General features: G+C 57.8%; 17 protein-coding genes, 1 tRNA gene and 2 pseudogenes. 13 read left to right on the plus strand and 7 right to left on the minus strand.

Annotated features, from left to right (window positions below):
* Positions 1–6: 6 nt before the first annotated feature.
* Both ACK3SD_RS12875 and ACK3SD_RS12880 read left to right on the plus strand, forming a co-directional pair.
* Positions 7–159, plus strand: a complete 153-nt coding sequence (locus ACK3SD_RS12875) for a DUF2474 domain-containing protein (protein WP_137763928.1) — start codon at positions 7–9, stop codon at positions 157–159.
* Between the two features lie 168 nt (positions 160–327).
* Positions 328–1,425: an NADH:flavin oxidoreductase/NADH oxidase gene (locus ACK3SD_RS12880; protein ID WP_481125747.1), complete on the plus strand. Its 1,098-nt coding sequence runs from the start codon at positions 328–330 to the stop codon at positions 1,423–1,425.
* 95 nt (positions 1,426–1,520) lie between these two features.
* Here the strand turns inward: ACK3SD_RS12880 and ACK3SD_RS12885 are convergent, their stop codons facing one another.
* From ACK3SD_RS12885 to rspA, 3 genes are read right to left on the minus strand one after another with little or no spacing between them, the layout of a single operon-like run.
* On the minus strand, positions 1,521–2,804 hold the full coding sequence (locus ACK3SD_RS12885) for an MFS transporter (protein WP_481125748.1): 1,284 nt from the start codon (positions 2,802–2,804) through the stop codon (positions 1,521–1,523).
* A 54-nt stretch (positions 2,805–2,858) separates the two neighbouring features.
* Positions 2,859–3,878, minus strand: coding sequence for a Zn-dependent oxidoreductase (locus ACK3SD_RS12890; protein WP_481125749.1), 1,020 nt, complete (start codon positions 3,876–3,878; stop codon positions 2,859–2,861).
* A gap of 14 nt (positions 3,879–3,892) precedes the next feature.
* Positions 3,893–5,107: a starvation-sensing protein RspA gene (gene rspA / locus ACK3SD_RS12895; RefSeq protein ID WP_481125750.1), complete on the minus strand. Its 1,215-nt coding sequence runs from the start codon at positions 5,105–5,107 to the stop codon at positions 3,893–3,895.
* Positions 5,108–5,484: 377 nt separating this feature from the next.
* Here rspA and ACK3SD_RS12900 point away from each other — a divergent pair, with 377 nt between their 5' ends.
* The 6 genes from ACK3SD_RS12900 to ACK3SD_RS12925 all read left to right on the plus strand — a co-directional run bounded on the left by ACK3SD_RS12900 (position 5,485) and on the right by ACK3SD_RS12925 (position 11,646).
* Positions 5,485–6,426: a hypothetical protein gene (locus tag ACK3SD_RS12900; protein WP_481125751.1), complete on the plus strand. Its 942-nt coding sequence runs from the start codon at positions 5,485–5,487 to the stop codon at positions 6,424–6,426.
* 165 nt (positions 6,427–6,591) lie between these two features.
* Positions 6,592–7,356 carry an SDR family oxidoreductase gene (locus tag ACK3SD_RS12905; RefSeq protein ID WP_481125752.1) on the plus strand — a complete coding sequence of 255 codons (765 nt, stop codon included), beginning with the start codon at positions 6,592–6,594 and terminating at the stop codon, positions 7,354–7,356.
* Between the two features lie 48 nt (positions 7,357–7,404).
* Positions 7,405–8,601 (plus strand): MFS transporter, encoded by a 1,197-nt coding sequence (locus ACK3SD_RS12910; protein ID WP_481125753.1) that lies wholly within the window; start codon positions 7,405–7,407, stop codon positions 8,599–8,601.
* Between the two features lie 38 nt (positions 8,602–8,639).
* On the plus strand, positions 8,640–9,584 hold the full coding sequence (locus ACK3SD_RS12915; RefSeq protein WP_481127553.1) for a GlxA family transcriptional regulator: 945 nt from the start codon (positions 8,640–8,642) through the stop codon (positions 9,582–9,584).
* 363 nt (positions 9,585–9,947) lie between these two features.
* The gene (locus ACK3SD_RS12920; RefSeq protein WP_481125754.1) at positions 9,948–10,427 is read left to right on the plus strand and encodes a hypothetical protein; all 480 of its coding nucleotides are present in this window, start codon (positions 9,948–9,950) and stop codon (positions 10,425–10,427) included.
* Positions 10,402–11,646, plus strand: coding sequence for a hypothetical protein (locus ACK3SD_RS12925; RefSeq protein WP_481125755.1), 1,245 nt, complete (start codon positions 10,402–10,404; stop codon positions 11,644–11,646). The genes ACK3SD_RS12920 and ACK3SD_RS12925 overlap by 26 nt, the downstream gene beginning before the upstream one ends.
* Positions 11,647–11,842: 196 nt before the next feature.
* Here the strand turns inward: ACK3SD_RS12925 and ACK3SD_RS12930 are convergent.
* A pseudogene (locus ACK3SD_RS12930) lies at positions 11,843–12,007 on the minus strand (IS5/IS1182 family transposase); the annotation flags it as partial.
* A gap of 39 nt (positions 12,008–12,046) precedes the next feature.
* Between ACK3SD_RS12930 and ACK3SD_RS12935 the strand changes: the two are divergent.
* A pseudogene (locus tag ACK3SD_RS12935) lies at positions 12,047–12,712 on the plus strand (site-specific integrase); the annotation flags it as partial.
* A 21-nt stretch (positions 12,713–12,733) separates the two neighbouring features.
* Here the strand turns inward: ACK3SD_RS12935 and ACK3SD_RS12940 are convergent.
* A tRNA-Arg gene (locus ACK3SD_RS12940) sits at positions 12,734–12,810 on the minus strand.
* A gap of 251 nt (positions 12,811–13,061) precedes the next feature.
* Between ACK3SD_RS12940 and folD the strand changes: the two genes are divergently transcribed.
* A complete protein-coding gene (gene folD, locus ACK3SD_RS12945; protein WP_481125756.1) occupies positions 13,062–13,928 on the plus strand; it encodes a bifunctional methylenetetrahydrofolate dehydrogenase/methenyltetrahydrofolate cyclohydrolase FolD in 867 nt (288 codons plus the stop codon).
* Between the two features lie 70 nt (positions 13,929–13,998).
* Positions 13,999–14,211 carry a ribosome-associated protein YbcJ gene (gene ybcJ, locus ACK3SD_RS12950; RefSeq protein WP_137763939.1) on the plus strand — a complete coding sequence of 71 codons (213 nt, stop codon included), beginning with the start codon at positions 13,999–14,001 and terminating at the stop codon, positions 14,209–14,211.
* Positions 14,212–14,286: 75 nt separating this feature from the next.
* Here the strand turns inward: ybcJ and cysS are convergent, their stop codons facing one another.
* Positions 14,287–15,675: a cysteine--tRNA ligase gene (gene cysS / locus ACK3SD_RS12955; protein ID WP_481125757.1), complete on the minus strand. Its 1,389-nt coding sequence runs from the start codon at positions 15,673–15,675 to the stop codon at positions 14,287–14,289.
* 255 nt (positions 15,676–15,930) lie between these two features.
* Here cysS and ppiB point away from each other — a divergent pair, with 255 nt between their 5' ends.
* Both ppiB and lpxH read left to right on the plus strand, forming a co-directional pair.
* Positions 15,931–16,425, plus strand: coding sequence for a peptidylprolyl isomerase B (gene ppiB / locus ACK3SD_RS12960; protein ID WP_137763941.1), 495 nt, complete (start codon positions 15,931–15,933; stop codon positions 16,423–16,425).
* A gap of 15 nt (positions 16,426–16,440) precedes the next feature.
* Entirely contained in the window at positions 16,441–17,163 is a 723-nt protein-coding gene (gene lpxH / locus ACK3SD_RS12965) for a UDP-2,3-diacylglucosamine diphosphatase (protein ID WP_481125758.1), read from the plus strand.
* A gap of 2 nt (positions 17,164–17,165) precedes the next feature.
* Here lpxH and ACK3SD_RS12970 read toward each other — a convergent pair whose 3' ends face one another.
* The gene (locus ACK3SD_RS12970) at positions 17,166–17,777 is read right to left on the minus strand and encodes a MiaE family protein (RefSeq protein WP_137763943.1); all 612 of its coding nucleotides are present in this window, start codon (positions 17,775–17,777) and stop codon (positions 17,166–17,168) included.
* Between the last annotated feature and the right edge of the window lie 57 nt (positions 17,778–17,834).

A 17,834-nucleotide genomic window follows, 5' to 3' on the forward strand; every position in this document is an offset into this window, starting at 1 on the left:
GAATAGATGATTGAGAACACCCAAGCTCAGGCTCCTTCCCCGCTGTGGAAACGTATTGCCTGGCTGGTCGCGATTTACGCCGGCAGTATTCTGGCCCTGGGTTGCGTCGCAACCGTGTTCCGCCTGCTGATGACCGCCGCAGGTATGCGCTCTCACTAAGCAGACGTTGATCCGCAGCGGTTTGGTTAACGCTGACATCCAAAAGCCACCCTTCAGGGTGGCTTTTTTTATGGCGTGCGGCGGCGGCAAGGCGACCGATTAGCCATTACACTGATCCTTTGCCCGGCACGGTGCCCGGCGCACCTGCCCTACCCTTAAGGAGACGCCATGAGCTCACTCTTTTCCCCCCTGACGCTGAAGGGGCTGACCCTACGCAACCGCATTGCCGTATCCCCCATGTGCCAATATATGGCGGAGGATGGCCTGACCACCGCCTGGCACGGGCCGCACTACGCTTCGCTGGCACGCGGCGGCGCGGGGCTGGTGGTGGTGGAAGCTACCGCCGTGTCGCCGGAGGGGCGCATCACCCCAGCCGATCTAGGCATCTGGAGCGATGCGCACGCGGACAAACTGGTGCCGATTGTGCGTGACATCAAGGAGGCCGGTGCGGTGGCCGGTATCCAGATCGCCCATGCCGGGCGCAAGGCGAGCGCCAACCGCCCGTGGGAGGGGGATGACCACATTACCGAAAATGATCCGCGTGGCTGGGAGACACTCGCCCCCTCCGCCCTGCCCTTCGGCGCCAACCTGCCGAAGGTGCCGCGCGCCATGACGTTGGAGGATATCGAGCGGATAAAAACTGACTTTGTGCAGGCGGCGGCGCGGGCGCGGGACGCCGGTTTTGAGTGGCTGGTGCTGCACTTTGCCCACGGCTATCTGGGGCAGAGCTTCTTCTCCACGCACTCCAACCAGCGTGAGGATAAGTACGGCGGCAGCGCGGAGAACCGTGGCCGCTTCCTGCTGGAGACCCTGCAAGCGGTGCGTGAGGTATGGCCGGATCACCTGCCGCTGACCGCGCGGTTTGGCGTGATTGAGTTTGATGGCCGCGACGAGCAGACCACTGCCGAGGCCATTGCGCTGATCCAGCAGTTCAAGCGCGCCGGGCTGGACTTCATTGACGTCAGCATGGGCTTCTCCACGCCCGATGCCGCCATTCCTTGGGGGGCGAACATGCTCGCCGATCTGACGGCGCGGGTGCGGCGCGAGACCGGCCTGCCCTGTGCCACCAGCTGGAACATCAGCTCGCCAGAGGAGGCCAACGCCATGATCCAAGAGGGCCAGCTTGATATGGTGATGCTGGCGCGACCAATGTTGGCCGACCCACACTGGCCCTACATGGCCGCGCGCCGGCTTGGCATCGACAACCCCTCCTGGGTGATGCCCGCCCCCTACGCCCACTGGCTGGAGCGCTACCGCGGCGAATAAAAAAGGGGAGCCATCAGGCTCCCCTTTCTATTATACGATTCGCTTTAGTGGCTGACCCGACTCAGTAACTGACCCGACTCAGTGGCTGACCCGACTCAGTGGCTGGTGGCCGCCGGCGACACCGCACGCGGCGACCGCACCACCAGCAGCACCAGAATCGCGCCCAGCGCGGCAACACCGCCGGCCAGAATAAAGGCGCTGTCGAACTTGCCGGTGTTCTGCACGATAAAGCCGGTGACGATAGGGCCGACAATGCCGGAGACGCTGCCAATCAGGTGGATGAAGCCACTCGCGCCGCCGACGCGGGATTTATGCACTACATCCTGAATGATCGCCCAGTAGATGGAGCCGGTGACATAGAGGAAGAAGATCGACACTGACATCAGCATCACCGCTGGCACCACCTGGCTGACGGTGCCCGCCAGCGCCACGCAGGCCGCCGAGGCCAGCAGGCAGGTCACCAGCACGATTTTGCGTGACAGCAGCAGCCGGCCGGTCAGGCGGAAGATGGCGTCAGAGATGATGCCGCCCAGCGCCAGCCCGACGAATCCGACAATCCACGGAATCATGGTGGTGATGCTCATCTCCTTGATGTTCAGGCCGTGCGCCTGCACCAGATAAGAGGGGAACCAGCTCAGGAAGAAGAACAGGATGTAGTTGTAGCTGAAGAAGGCGAAGGCAGTCACCAAAATGATCGGCTGCTTCAGGTAGTAGCCCAGCGAGTGGCCCGCCTGTGGCGCGGCTTCTTGCTCACCCTCCTCGGCCTTTTGCTGCGCGATCAGCGCCCGCTCGCTCTCCAGGGTGCGGCGGCTCTTCTCCGGCGAGTCCGCTACCAGGAAGAACCAGACCAGCATCCAGACAATGCCGATGGCGCAGATGATCATGAAAGCAGGTCGCCAGCCGAAAGAGAGCGCCAGATAGCCAACAATCGGCCCGGCTACCGCGCCGCCCAGTGGTGAACCGGCGCTCAGCAGGCCCATCGCGGTCGCTGCCTGTTTACGCGGGAACCAGCCGTTGATCATCTTGTTGGCGGAGGCGCAGATTGGCCCCTCGGCCATGCCGAACAGCACCCGCAGGATCAGCATGGAGTAGAAGCCGGTTGCCAGCGCCGTCATGCCGCAGAAGATTGACCACAGGCCAACCGCCACGCCCAGCACCAGCATTGGGCCAAACTTGTCCACCGCCAGCCCGCCGACGAAGTTGAACAGCGCATAACCAAAGAAGAAGCTGCCGAAGATCAGGCCAAATTGCTCGGCGTTGAGCGTCAAGTCCTGCTCAATCATCGGTAGGGTGATAGAGAGGGCCACACGGTCGAGGTAGTTGATCATGTATACCAGGAACAGCAGTAAGACGATGATCCAACGCAAGTTCTTAATCATAATGACTCCACGTCTTTCTCGTTATCAATGCCGGCAGGGTGGCGGCACGGGGCGCTACACGGAGATGCTGAGCAGCACCTTGCAGCAGGTTTTTTGGTCCTGTTCGAACAGTTGCAGCGCGTCCGTGACATGTTCCAGCGGGAAGCGGTGCGTGACCAGTTTCTCCGGCTGGATCTTGCCCTCCGCCATCCACGCGATGACCTGCGGGAAGCGGCCGCTGTTCAGGCGTGAGCTATAGATGGTCAGCTCCTTGCCGGTTATTGCCTGCTGGCTGAGGGTGCAGGGTTCCGGCGAGAAGCCCATGATGCCGATACGCCCCGCCGGTGAAGCGAGCATGGTCGCCTCCGGCAAAATGGCCGGGTGGCAGGCGGCATCAACAATCAGCGTCGGCCGCACGCCAGCCTGCTCCAATTCCGCTTTCAGATCAGTGGTGAGGTTGTTGATCACCCAGTCAGCGCCGTTCTCCTGTGCCATCGCCAGCCGCTCCGGGATGCGATCCACCACGATAATCTGCGCGACCCCAAATACGCCACGCAGTACCTGAATCAGCGTCAGCCCCATCGGCCCGGCCCCGTAGATCAGCGCGATGTCACGCGCCGTCGGCTGGAGCTGGGCGCAGATGTTGGCGGCGATGGTGAATGGCTCAATCAGGGTGGCATGCTGATCAGGGATGGCCGTCGGCACTTCATAGGCGCAGCGATCCGGCACGCAGGCGTAGTCGCTGAATCCGCCGTCACGGTGGACACCGATCACCTGCAGGGAGGTGCAAACATTCGGGCGGCCAACCGAGCAGGGGTAGCAGTGGCCGCAGCTGACCACCGGATCGACCGCCACCCGTGCGCCGAGGCGCGACGCCTCCACGCCCTCGCCTACTGCGTCAATCAGGCCAAAGAACTCATGGCCGATCACTCGGGGGTATTTGGCGAACGGATTGTGGCCCTGGAAAATGTGCACGTCCGAGCCACAGATACCGGCGCTCATCACCCGCACCCGCACCTCGCCCGGCTGCGGGTGCGGCAGTGGGCGCTCCTCAATCACCAGCCGCTCCGGCTGTTGGATCACGACACTTTTCATGCTGATGCTCTCCGTTACCAGTTCCACAGGGTGCCATCTTCCAGACGCGCCACCGGCAGGCAGGCTGGCTCATAGGGATATTTCGCCGCGAGGCGTTCGTCAAACTCAATGCCGATGCCCGGCTTGTCGCCTGGGTGCATGTAGCCACGGTCAAAGGTCCAGTTGTGCGGGAAGACTTCCAGCATCTGCTCGGAGTAGCCCATGTACTCCTGCACGCCAAAGTTTGGCACCCAGAGATCAAAGTGCAGCGCCGCCGCCATGCAGACTGGCGAGAGGTCAGACGGCCCGTGCGAACCTGTACGCACCTGATAGAGCGACGCGAAATCAGCGATGCGGCGCATCCCGGTGATGCCGCCGGCGTGGGTCAGCGTGGTGCGGATGTAGTCGATCAGTTGCTCCTCAATCAACTGTTTGCAGTCCCAGATGCTGTTGAACACCTCACCAACGGCAATCGGCGTGACGGTGTGCTGGCGGATCAGGCGGAAACACTCCTGATTCTCCGCAGGCGTCGGATCTTCCATCCAGAACAGCCGGTGCTCCTCCACGCTCTTGCCGAACCGCGCCGCCTCAATCGGCGTCAGGCGATGGTGCATGTCATGCAGCAGATGCTCATTGAAGCCGAATTTGCTGCGCACCGCTTCGAACAGTCGAGGGGTAAAGTCGAGGTACTTCTCGGTTGACCAGAGCTGCTCCTCCGGCCAGACGCCCTTGGTGGCCGGTTCGTAGGCCAGCCCCTTGCCCTTCGCCATGCCGTAGGTGGTTTTCATGCCCGGCACGCCGCACTGCACGCGAATCGCCTTGAAGCCCAGCTCCTTGTGCTTGGCGTAGTCATCCAGCACCTCATCAATGCTGTGGCCGGTGGTGTGGCAGTAGACCATAACCCCCTCGCGCGACGCCCCGCCCAGCAACTGGTAGAGCGGCATGTTAGCGGCCTTGGCCTTGATGTCCCACAGCGCCATGTCCACGGCGGAGATCGCCGACATGGTCACCGGCCCGCGCCGCCAGTAGGCCCCTTTGTAGAAGAATTGCCAGATATCCTCAATGCGGTGCGCGTCACGGCCAATCAGTTGTGGGCAGAGGTGATCCTGCAAGTAGGAGGCCACTGACAGTTCGCGCCCGTTCAGCGTGGCATCCCCCAGCCCGGTCAACCCCTGATCGGTGGTGATTTTCAGCGTTACAAAATTCCGCCCCGGGCAGGTTACAAACACTTCAGCCTTCACAATCTTCATAGGTCGATCCTTATCAGCCAGCTCAACGATGAGCACCACAACGAGTGGATGACTCTAGATCTGCATGAACTACCATACAAGTATGAAAAGTGAAAAGTGGATGGGGGATCACGGAATGGGTGTAAAGCGGGTTAGCGCCCTTCATGGAGACTCAAGTGTTACACGTCAACGCCGTTGTCTGAACGCATGAGCCAACACGCGGCGTCATTAGGAATAAAGGATTTTAATCAATGCCTGCCCGTCATTTTAACTGACATCCAACGTTAATATTTTTGCAAAGAAAAATTGGTTTCATCAGTTCGGCCTCCTCAATTGAATGCCTTTTTCAGCCGCACCTTTATTCCACGCGCTCTGGTATTCATTAAAAGAAGCCAACGATGAAAAATAATATCAAGATCCCCTTTTTGCTGTGTGCGGCACTCTGTGTCACCTCACCTACGTTATATAAAACACCGGAAAAACAGCTGGTCTATCAGCAAGAATTCGGCCAGCTTTGCTGGCCCACGCAGTTTTCCTATGAAAACAAGCAGATTATTATCTCTGATTATAAGAATGACCGCGTCCTGTATAAAACCGCCACCCAGCAGTGGCAGAAGTCTCCGCTCTCTTTGGTGGGGGCGCATAGTATTCGTTATATCAAAGGATTTAGCTATTTGATTGATGATACCGAGAGCCACAGATTAATAAAGATAAAAAGCCTAAGCGATCCCCAGCCGCAATACCTGGATAATATCGCGGGTAAGGGGTTACAGCGCCCGCATGATATTTTGGATGGGGGTGATGGCTTGGCTTATATTGTCGATGCCCACCATCTATTCCGCATCTGGGATTTCAGTGGGCAGGGCGAAATATTGAATTTCGGCAACCACCCGATGGGCTATGTCCGGGCGCTCGCGCTGCTGGATGGCAAAGTGCATGTCATCAGTGCCTCACGTGGCGAGATAATCCGGGTTGATGATTTTTCCAAAGGCCAGATTACGGTGTTTTCTACCGTCGCCCATCAAGCCGATGCGGATGCCGGTGCCTATGGCAAGACCGGCCCAATCCTCAATGGCGTGACCCAATTGAAGGGTTACTACTACGCCTCCAGCTACTTTACGCCCAGTTACGCCCCCGGCTATGACACAGACACCCATCGGCTGATCCGCTGGCGTACCTGGCAGGATTACCAGCAAGGAAAGGTAGAGGATATCAGCGATGCCCTGCCCCGTGGGCAGGTGCCCTACTTTCTGTCCCATGACAGTCAGCGTCTGATGATGACCAGTTATAACCACGAGAAACCTTGCCAAGGGGATATTGCTTTCTATCTCTCACTCTGACTTTGGCGTCCAGTGGGTATGGCTCACGTACTCACTTCTCTCCTTTCTGCCATAATGTCCTAAATCACGTCCTTGTACGTCATTCACGCCATCGTGATTCCGCATAAGATGAACTCACTGACCGAGATTAGTGACCCTTAACCTCAAGCGGAACGGAGAAACATCATGAAAATGACCGGAAACACCATCTTCATCACTGGCGGCGCATCGGGCATTGGGCGTGGACTGGCAGAAGCCTTCCACCGGCTGGGCAATCAGGTCATCATCTCCGGCCGCCGCACGGCGCTGTTGCAGAGTGTGACCGCCGCCAACCCCAGCATGGATTATATCGAACTGGACATCACCGACCCGGCACAGGTGAAAGCGGCGGCCAGCACCCTGATTGGCCGTTACCCAACGCTGAACGTGGTGATCAACAACGCCGGTATCATGCCGTTTGATAATCCCGCCAGCGGCGAACTGGATGACGAGCAGGCCGTTACGCTGCTGAACACCAACCTGCTGGGAACCGTGCGCACCAGCGCCGCCTTTATTGAGCACCTGAAACAGCAACCGGATGCGGTGCTGATCAACAACAGCTCGATTCTGGCCTTCCTGCCGCTGGCGACCAACGCGCTCTACTCCGCTACCAAGGCCGCCATCCACTCCTATACCCTGTCACAACGCTTCTTGCTGCGTAAAAGTGGCGTGCAGGTGATTGAGATTGCGCCACCGTGGGTCGATACCGACCTGATTTACAAGAGTGGCGATGCGCGCGCCATGCCACTGGAGGCCTTCATTCAGGAGACGATGCAAAAACTGGCGGAGGATGGCCCAGAAGCGATTGTTGACCGCGTGCTGCCGGTTCGCGATAACCCCGGTGCCAATGAGTACCAGATGGTCGAGCACTTCAACCAGTCAGTGCTGGACAACCCGATCCCGGTGCAGTGATACCGGCTGCGGGGCCACGGCCCCGCTTCCCCTGCTGGAGAGATGTCCATGAGCCACCCTATCCCTCTCCCTCAGCGCCGCGCCTTGCGGGCGTTGAGCGCGGCCTATTTTGTTCAGGCCACCGGCGCGCTGGCCATCGCGGGCAGCCTGGAACCGATCGCCCACCAGTGGGCACTGAGTGAGTCACAGAGCGCCTTCCTGCTGGCGCTGTTCGGCCTGACCTTCGCGCTCGCGGCCCCGCTGTCACAGGTGCTGTTTGGCCATCTGCCGCGGCGGCGCCAGGTGCTGGCTGGCGTAACGGTGTTCGGCCTTGGCGCGCTTTTATTTGCCTTCGCGCCCGGCTACCCGGTGCTGGTCACCGCGCGGATCATCATGGGGCTGGGTGCCTCGATGATGGGGCCGGTGCTGGTCGCCCTTGGCTCCGAACTGGTGGCGCAAAAAGATCGCGGCAGCGCGATTGCGATGGTGCTGCTGGGGCTGTCGGTCGCCAGCATGGCGGGCATTCCGCTGGCCGCCTGGGTCGCCAGCCTGTGGGGAGCCAAGGTGCTGTTTATCGCCGTTGGGGTCGCCAGTTTGCTGACGGTGCTGATGATCCTGCTGACCGTGCCGGGGCAACATGCTGGCGAGCGGGTGCCGCTGCGCGCCGTCAGCCAGATGATGACGGATGCCCGCTCCCTCAGCGTTTTTATGGTGGTGTTCTTCATCTCCGCCGGGGTGTTCGCGACCTACGCCTTCATCTCCCCGCTGGTGCGCGCCCGTTACCATGGTGACGCAGAGGCCGTTACAGTGGCGCTTTTCATCCTTGGCGTGGCTGGCATTGCCGGAAATCTGTTTGTCGCCCGCGCCGCTCGCAGGTACAGTGCTGAAAGGCTGCTGACGGCTGGCATTATCCTACTGATGGCAGTGGTGGCGCTGCTGCTGGTGATGCCCGCCCGCCTGCCCCTGCTCTATCTGGCGCTGGTGCTGTGGGCCTTTGCCACCGACATCCTTTGGCCGAGCCAGCAACGGCGGGTGGTGGAGTTGGCCCCGCAGCAACGCGGCCTTGCGCTGGCGCTGACCAGTGCCTTTATGTTCTGCGGCATCAGCGCTGGCTCGGCGGTGGCCGCCTGGATCTACCCGCTGGCCGGGGTCAGCGGCATCCTGCTTAGCTCGGCCCTCCTACTGGGACTGGCGCTGCTGACGCTCTGGCTCTCAGAGCGCGTCCGGGCGCGGCAGGCAACCTGCCTGAAGGTGCAGGCATCATGATGAACAGTGGCGGCAACCAGCCGCGAACGGAGGGAGATGTGCATAGAATCGGGGTATTGCTGACGGATAATTTCCAGTTGCTGGCGCTCTCCACCATGTCGGTGTTTGAGTTCGCCAACCTGGTGCTTGGTGAGCCGTTCTACCAGCTAAGCATCTACTCCGATCAGGGCGGCGAGGTGCGCTCCTCCACCGGCGTGACGCTCCAGACCCAGCCTCTTGACGCTACGGCCAGCGCCGACACGTGGATGGTCGCCGGGGTGCTCGACCCGCTGGCCGCGCCCGCCTCCGAGCAGACCACCCTGTTCCTGCGCGACGCCCCACGCCACGCCCGCCGGGTGGCCGGCATCTGCACCGGTGCCTTTGTGCTGGCGCAAGCCGGGCTGCTGGATGGCAAACGCGCCACTACCCATTGGGCACATGCCAAGAGCCTGCAACAGCGCTACCCCACCATTCAGGTGCAGGACGATCGCATTTTCATTATCGATGAGCATATCTGGACCTCCGCCGGTATGACCGCCGGGCTGGATATGGCGCTGGGGATTGTGGAGAAGGATTTCGGCGCGGAGATCGCGCGCAACGTCGCGCATCGGCTGGTGATGAATCAACGCCGCTCCGGCGGCCAGACGCAACACTCCGAGATGCTGGCGCTGGCACCGCGCTCCGACCGTTTGCAGAATGCGCTGGAGTACGCGCGCAACAACCTCAGCAAGCCCCTGACGGTGGAGGATCTGGCCGATGCCGTCCACCTCAGCGCCCGCCAGCTCAGCCGCCTGTTCCGCGCCGAGACTGGCAAATCCCCGGCAAAAGCCATTGAGGGCCTGCGCCTCGAGGCTGCCCGACTCATGATCGAACAAAGCCGCCTGTCGCTGGACACCATCGCCCGCGAAGCCGGATTCCGCGACCGCCGCCACATGCGCGAAGTGTTCGTCCGAGGCTACGGCATCCCACCCCAGTCTTTGCGGGCGGGTAAGGCGCTGGAGTAATTTTTTCAGGTGATTGAAAACCGGGATTTTATAAATGTGAACACACAGGGAGAGGTCAGAATGGCACCTACAGGATTCGAACCTGTGACCTACGGCTTAGAATTTCCTAGAACCACCTTTTAACACAGTTATTTACCGCATCTTACCGCGCTCACACGTCCCACGATGCCAAAACATGCAAAGGCTTAGAAAGTGATCCAAGCCCTTGCATGTCCCAAAATGGTTCCACCCTCCTCGCTGATCAACAATCGCACACCACCCTTTACACTCAACTCAAACTGGATCTAGACTCCATCCTCGCAGTATCGATGGCCAGGAAAGGTCATCCGCGCAATGGTGGTTTGCTTATTAAAAGGAAATGTTATGCCAGCCAGGAGTGACCGAGTAAGAGAGATAGCAAAGCTGAATCTCGACTTGTTATTCTTAATAATGATTGTCTTCTCAATCGTTATTTCATTCATGTTTTATCGCGCATGGAACAGACCGGCGTCAGATATACCACATAATATAACTCAACCTTTAAAAGATTTTTATGTAGATCAGTGCATTTTTAATGTGAGTGGCATTACCGTTGGTGGGTGGGCTTTTGTTCCCGGTAACGGGAGGGTTTTGAATAGAGTCTTTGCTGAAAAGAATGATGGCGAAAAGGTAGAGCTAATGAGTTCTCTTCAATATCGCAGAGATGTAAGCGAAGCCTATAGTGTTGGCAGCAAATACGACAAGTCTGGATTCATAGCCACAAGAAGGGACTCATCGGCCATGTCGGATTTCAAAAAGCAAATCGAAATATTTTCAATGGATGAGCAGGGGGTGGTCCATGCAGCTAAATACGAATGCAAATAAATGGGTTTCGCTGACACTGGTTTCATCATCTCTGGTCTACCTGCTTTTTATTGCATATAGCCTGGCTCTTCGTGACTATGATGATGACAAGATTTTTTTGTCAATATTCAACTCCAGCAACATGATGGAAATTCTCACCACTCGATACAATCAATGGAGCGGGAGGTTTATGCTTGAGTGGCTAATGACATCCACAATAGGCTACACATGGCTGTGGAAGGTTGGCGTCCCAGCATCTATCATGCTCTCATGCTACTCTGCATGCCGCATTGCAGGCCAGAAAGCAAACATCATAGGGTGCTCAATAGCTCTAATTCTTTTTGCATCAATACCATATGATATTAATTCAGATGCTTCATGGTGGATAACGGGCTTTTACAATTACCTGCTGCCCATATCTGTCTCTCTATATGCTTTCTCGGTTGCAATTTCTAATATCAATAGCATCTTTGAAAATATTGCTTGTTTAGCTCTAGCGCTTTATTTCCCTTACATGGAGCAAGCGGGGATCGCATTCATTGTAGCAATGGCCGCGCTGTTTGCATTCAAAAAGGAGAGCAGAAACAAAATCAATTACGCATTGATAATCATTGCTGTAATAAATCTAATTATTTGCCTTAAGGCTCCGGGAAATGAAAGAAGGTTTTCCGAGGAGATCTGGAGGTGGTACCCTGAGTACCAGACATATGGCCTTTCTATCAAATTAGCTTTAGGCTTTGATAAGCTTCACCAGCTAATGACCATGCGCGCCAACTTCCCACTTATCGTCCTGTCTTTAGCTATTGTCTGCTTCAGGTCAGTCAGTGGCACCATGAGTGTCACCATAAAGATGGCAATGCTTATAGTGACAAGCTTCGTGGCAGTATCTATTGCGAAAGCGCTTACTGGAATACCTAATGTCGGGTTCTTCTTTGTCAGCGTACCTGTTAATGCCGCCATATGGTCTGCGGGCAAGCTATATCTTTCTTATCTTTACTTGTTCTTTGTTATATCTTCAATGTTCATCATCATGCTAGATATGGCATTGAATCGATATATGGGAGCCACCCCCATCATAGCGATGCTGATCGGCTACATGACCGTATCAATGATGGGGCTGACACCTACAGTGTACGCATCAGGCCTGCGCGTTGATATGATGTTTGAGATGATGTGCATCGTATCAGTGATGAAAATATGCACTGACGCGTTTCTCCTCAAACACAGGGTTGCTGGATAAATTCAAGGGCACGAATTTGTGCCCTTTTTCTTTAGAATCCTAATGGCGAAAAACCACTGGCATCCAGTACCCACCGATCTGTTTGCGCTACCGATGTCCCTATAGCTGTAAAGTAAAGGGTCGTCGTGTTTGAGTTGCCGTAACTATAGACGAGTCGCACGGCTGGCTAAGTTGTCAACTGCATAGATGCGCTGACTGGCTTGGCAGTAAATCCAGCCCCGGTTACGTCTACAGAAATTGAGGTTTTGATAATTTTACGATGCTCAGCCCATGGCCGTCCGGCCCGTGGGGATAAAGGTTCAGCAGGCCGTAAAGGCTGGATGATAATCCACGCTTCATCAGGAAGGTCGTAGCGAGCCATAGTTCAAGATGTCGTGAAAACAGACAGTGACTATAGCTCAAGCGATTAGAGAAGTCGCCAGTGATCAAGGTGCCTCAGGAAAGAAATAAGCGGGTTCGGTGGCTCGAACCCGTAGAAGCACAGCGACTGATAGATGAATGCCCCGAACCCCTCCAGTCTACTGTAGAGTTTGCCTTGGCAACAGGATTGCGCAGGTCAAATATTGTGGACATGAAGTGGCAGCAAATTGATATGCAACGCAAGGTGGCATGGATCTAACCTGAGGAGAGCAAATCAGGCAGGGCAATTGGCGTTGCGCTGAATGATACTGCTTGCTCTATTCTCAGGAGACAACTGGGACGTCATCACAGTTGGGTGTTTGTGCACACTGAGTCAGTGAAAAATAACGCAGGTAAGGCAATGGCGGCTGTCAGGAAAATGCGTGTAGATTCCAATACGGCATGGCGAGCAGCCTTAAAGAGAGCAGGCATCGAGGATTTTCGCTTCCACGACTTGCGGCATATGTGGGCAAGCTGGTTGATTCAGGCTGGAGTTCCACTCTCTACATTGCAGGAGATGGGAGGCTGGGAAAGCATTGAGATGGTGCAACGATATGCTCACTTGGCACCTAACCATCTGACCGAACACGCACGTCATATTGATGCAATTCTTGGCGCTCGCGTCCCAAATCCGTCCCACGAAGGAAAATTGAAAGTTAGCGGGTGAGGTTAAGTTATTGATTCGTAATGGCACGCCCTACAGGATTCGAACCTGTGACCTACGGCTTAGAAGGCCGTTGCTCTATCCAGCTGAGCTAAGGGCGCATGGTGATGCGACTGCCGCGGGGGCAATGGGCTGGAATTATACCCACCCTCCCCGATGAGTCAACGAAATCGCAGTGGAAAGCTGCCGGACGACGATTCCATGTACAACTCAAGGAGATAACGCCCTGCCACCGGCGGCTTTTGGCGCGGGGTGCGCCAATTTATCTCCACGCAGCGCCTGACAGCGCGCCTGGCTTCTGACAGAATAGGCGCACTCCCCTGCATAATGACTTTTGATGGATTTCCCACTGATGGCAGCAACAATTATTGACGGTAAAACGATTGCGCAGCAGGTTCGAAGCGAAGTAGCGGCGCGTGTGCAACAACGTCTGGCTAAGGGCAAACGTGCGCCCGGCCTGGCGGTTATCCTGGTTGGCGAGAACCCGGCCTCGCAAATTTATGTCGGCAGCAAACGCCGCGCCTGTGAGGAGGTGGGGTTCCTCTCCCGCTCCTACGACCTGCCGGCCAGCACCTCTGAGGCCGATCTGCTGGCGTTGATCGATAAGCTGAACAATGACACCGCCATCGACGGCATTTTGGTGCAACTGCCACTGCCTGCTGGCATCGATAACGTCAAGGTGCTTGAGCGCATCAGCCCGGACAAGGATGTGGATGGCTTCCATCCCTATAACGTCGGCCGCCTGTGCCAGCGTGCGCCGAAGCTGCGCCCCTGCACCCCGCGCGGTATCGTCACGCTGCTGGAGCGCTACGACATCGACACCTTCGGCCTGAATGCCGTGGTGGTGGGCGCGTCCAACATCGTTGGCCGCCCGATGAGCATGGAGCTGCTGCTGGCAGGCTGCACCACCACTGTTACCCACCGCTTCACCAAGAACCTGCGTCACCATGTGGAGAACGCCGATCTGCTGGTGGTGGCGGTTGGCAAGCCGAACTTCATCCCCGGCGACTGGATCAAACCGGGTGCCATCGTGATCGATGTCGGTATCAACCGGTTGGAGAGCGGCAAGGTGGTCGGCGACGTCGATTTTGATGCGGCAGCCGAGCGCGCGGCCTTCATTACCCCGGTGCCGGGCGGTGTTGGGCCGATGACGGTGGCAACATTGATCCAAAATACCTTGCAGGCATGCGAGGAGTACCACGACAATAACGCCGGTTGACCCTTAGGTGCCGCCGCACGGCGGCACACTCATGCATGTATACGCGTCCGGCGCGTTAAGTCAGGAACAGATGGACATTTTTAATCTCGAAAAACACCCGCACGTTGAACTGTGCGATCTGCTGAAATTCCAGGGCTGGTGCGAAAGCGGTGCCGCGGCCAAGGCCGTGATCGCCGACGGGCTGGTGAAAGTGAACGGCAAAGTGGAAACGCGCAAACGCTGCAAAATCGTGGTTGACCAGCAGGTCGAGTTCGATGGCGCTACCGTGGTGGTGAAGCCGTAACTGACCCCGCCCGCTGGCCTCAGCGGGCAATAAAAAAGGCGACGTCGATACGTCGCCTTTTTTTATGGTCGAATGTTACTTGCGACGCCAAGTGGTGCCCTGCGGGCCATCCTCAAGGATGATGCCGAGCGCGGTCAGCTGGTCACGCGCGGAGTCAGCCAGCGCCCACTCCTTGGTGGCGCGCGCGTCGTTGCGCTGTTTGATCAGCGCCTCAATTTGCGCCACGTCGTCTTCATCTGCTGCCTGCGCCCCGCCCTGCAGGAACTGCTCCGGCTCCTGCGACAGCAGGCCCAGCACGCCCGCCAGGGTACGCAGCTCGGCAGCCAACCCGTTGGCGGCCGCCGGGTTCTCACCCTTCAGGCGGTTCACCTCACGCGCCATGTCAAACAGCACGGAGTAGGCCTCTGGCGTGTTGAAGTCATCATCCATCGCCTCTTTGAAGCGGGCGACAAAGACTTCGCCGCCAGCTGCGGTGGCGCTGGCATCGGTGCCGCGCAGCGCGGTGTAGAGACGCTCCAGCGAGGTGCGCGCCTGTTTCAGGTTATCTTCGCTGTAGTTGAGCTGGCTACGATAGTGACCAGACATCAGGAAGTAGCGCACGGTCTCAGCGTCGTAGTAGCCCAGCACGTCACGCACGGTGAAGAAGTTGTTGAGAGACTTCGACATCTTCTCGCGATCGACCATCACCATGCCAGAGTGCATCCAGTAGTTCACATAGGGGCCGTCGTGGGCGCAGGTGGACTGGGCAATCTCATTCTCATGGTGCGGGAACATCAGGTCAGAGCCGCCGCCGTGGATGTCGAAATGGTGGCCCAGCTGCTTGCAGTTCATCGCCGAGCACTCGATGTGCCAGCCAGGGCGACCCTCGCCCCACGGTGAAGTCCAGCTCGGCTCGCCCGGCTTGGACATCTTCCACAGCACGAAGTCCATCGGGTTGCGCTTCACGTCAGCCACTTCGACGCGCGCGCCAGCCTGCAACTGATCCAGATCCTGGCGTGACAGCAAACCATACTGCGGGTCGCTGTCGACGGCGAACATCACGTCGCCATTGGCGGCAACGTAGGCGTGGTCACGCGCCACCAGCTGCTCGACCAGCTCAATGATCTCAGCGATGTGGCGGGTGGCACGCGGCTCCTCGTCCGGGCGCTGGATGTTCAGCGCGTCAAAGTCGGCGTGCATCTCGGCAATCATACGATCGGTCAGCGCATCGCTGCTCTCGCCGTTCTCATTGGCGCGTTTGATGATCTTGTCGTCAATATCGGTGATGTTGCGCACATACTTCAACGTATAGCCGCTGTAGCGCAGGTAACGCGCCACCACGTCAAAGGCGGCGAAGGTGCGGCCGTGGCCGATGTGACACAGGTCGTAAACGGTAATCCCACACACGTACATGCCAACGTGGCCGGCATGGATAGGCTTGAATTCCTCTTTTTGGCGACTCAGGGTGTTATATATCTTTAGCATCGGGTCATTCCGTGGTTTACATGTGTGGTTGGCAATAAAAAGGGGTAAAACGTCGAGATGGTTACCGCCGAAAGGCCTATTGAACCTTGAACGCCCGGTGTTTGCAACATCCCGCACCCGGCCTCTGCATAAGCATATCAGCAAATTGGGCCACCGTGCCGGCTGCTGACTCCGCCCGCGGGTTTATGTTATAACAGCCCTCTATTGTGCCGCCGCCCGGCGGGGCACCTCTCCAATCAAGCAGGATGAATAATTATGGTTACTTTCCACACCAATCACGGTGACATCGTCATCAATACCTTCGCCGACAAAGCGCCGGCCACCGTTGAAAACTTCCTGAACTACTGCCGTAAAGGCTTCTACGACAACACCATCTTCCACCGTGTTATCAACGGTTTCATGATCCAGGGCGGTGGTTTTGAGCCGGGCATGAAGCAGAAAGCCACCGACGCACCGGTGAAAAACGAAGCCAACAACGGGCTGAAAAACACCCGTGGCACCCTGGCGATGGCGCGTACCAACGATCCGCACTCCGCGACTGCGCAGTTCTTCATCAACGTGGTGGACAACGACTTCCTGAACTTCCGCGCGGAAAACTCTCAGGGCTGGGGCTACTGCGTGTTTGCCGAAGTGGTTGAGGGCATGGACGTGGTTGACAAGATCAAGGGCGTCTCCACTGGCCGCAGCGGCATGCACCAGGACGTGCCGAAAGAAGATGTGGTGATCACTAGCGTGACCGTCGGCGAGTAAGGCCACCAAGACGGCATGACCACGCTTTTTATCGCTGATCTGCATCTCTGCGAACAGGAACCGGCAATCACTGCCGGTTTTCTGCGTTTTTTGGCCGGTGAAGCGCGCCGCGCGGACGCACTCTACATTTTGGGTGACCTGTTCGAGGCGTGGATTGGCGATGACGATCCGCAGCCGCTGCATACCCAGGTGGCGCAGGCGCTGAAGGCGCTCTCGGCGCACGGGGTGCCCTGCTACTTCATCCACGGCAACCGGGATTTTCTGGTTGGTCAGCGCTTTGCCCGCGCCAGCGGCATGACGCTGCTGCCGGAGGAGCAGGTGCTGGAACTCTATGGCCGCCGGCTGTTGGTGATGCATGGCGATACGCTCTGCACCGACGACGAAGGCTACCAGCGCTTTCGTAAAAAGGTGCGCAACCCGCTGATTCAGCGCATCTTCCTCAGCCTGCCATTACGTTGGCGGCTCAAGATTGCCAGTAAGATGCGCGCGGACAGCCAGCAGGCCAACCAGAGCAAATCGATGGCGATCATGGACGTCAATCCGCAGGCGGTGGCCGCCGTGATGCAGCGCCATCAGGTGAACTGGCTGATCCATGGCCATACTCACCGCCCGGCCATCCATACGCTGGCCCTGCCGACGGGCGAGGCACACCGCGCGGTGCTGGGTGCCTGGCACCATGAGGGCTGGATGATCGCCGTGACGCCGCAGGGCGTGGATCTCTCCCGCTTCCCCTTCTGATTTTACGCCGGCACCCCACTGTGGAAGCGGAACTGCTCATCCGGCGAGAGGATCAGCTCTGCTTCAATCCTTCCCAGCTCCTCCACCCGATCGCTGATGTCCGTACCGGCATACTGCTGGGCGAGTGACAGATAGTCCTGATAGTGGCGCGCCTCTGAGCGCAGCAGCGAGACGTAGAAGCGGCGTAGCTCATCATCAAGGTGCGGCGCGATGGCGGCAAAACGCTCGCAGGAGCGCGCCTCAATGTAGGCACCGATGATCAGCCGATCCACCAGCAGCCCCAGCTCATCCTGATGGCGCACATGTTTCAGCAGGCCATTGGCATAGCGCGACGGCGACAGCATCACATAGGCCACGTTGCGCCGGGTCATGATCTCCACCACCTGCTCGAAGTGATGCAGCTCCTCACGCGCCAGCCGGGCGGCGCAGATCAGCAGCTCGGTGCGATCCAAGTAGCGCGTCATCAAGGACATCGCCGAGGCGGCGGCCTTCTTTTCACAGTTGGCGTGGTCGATCAGCAGAATATCTTGCTGGGTAAGCGCCACGTCAATCCAGCGGGCCGGAGTGGCGCAGTGCAGGAACTCCTGAATCGGTGCCAGCAGGGACTCCATCATAATCGTTGTCCTATTAGGGTCATTTTGCGGCCATTATACAAATTACCCCCGATTTTC

It is taken from the genome of Chimaeribacter sp. YP20170169 (genome assembly GCF_056739715.1).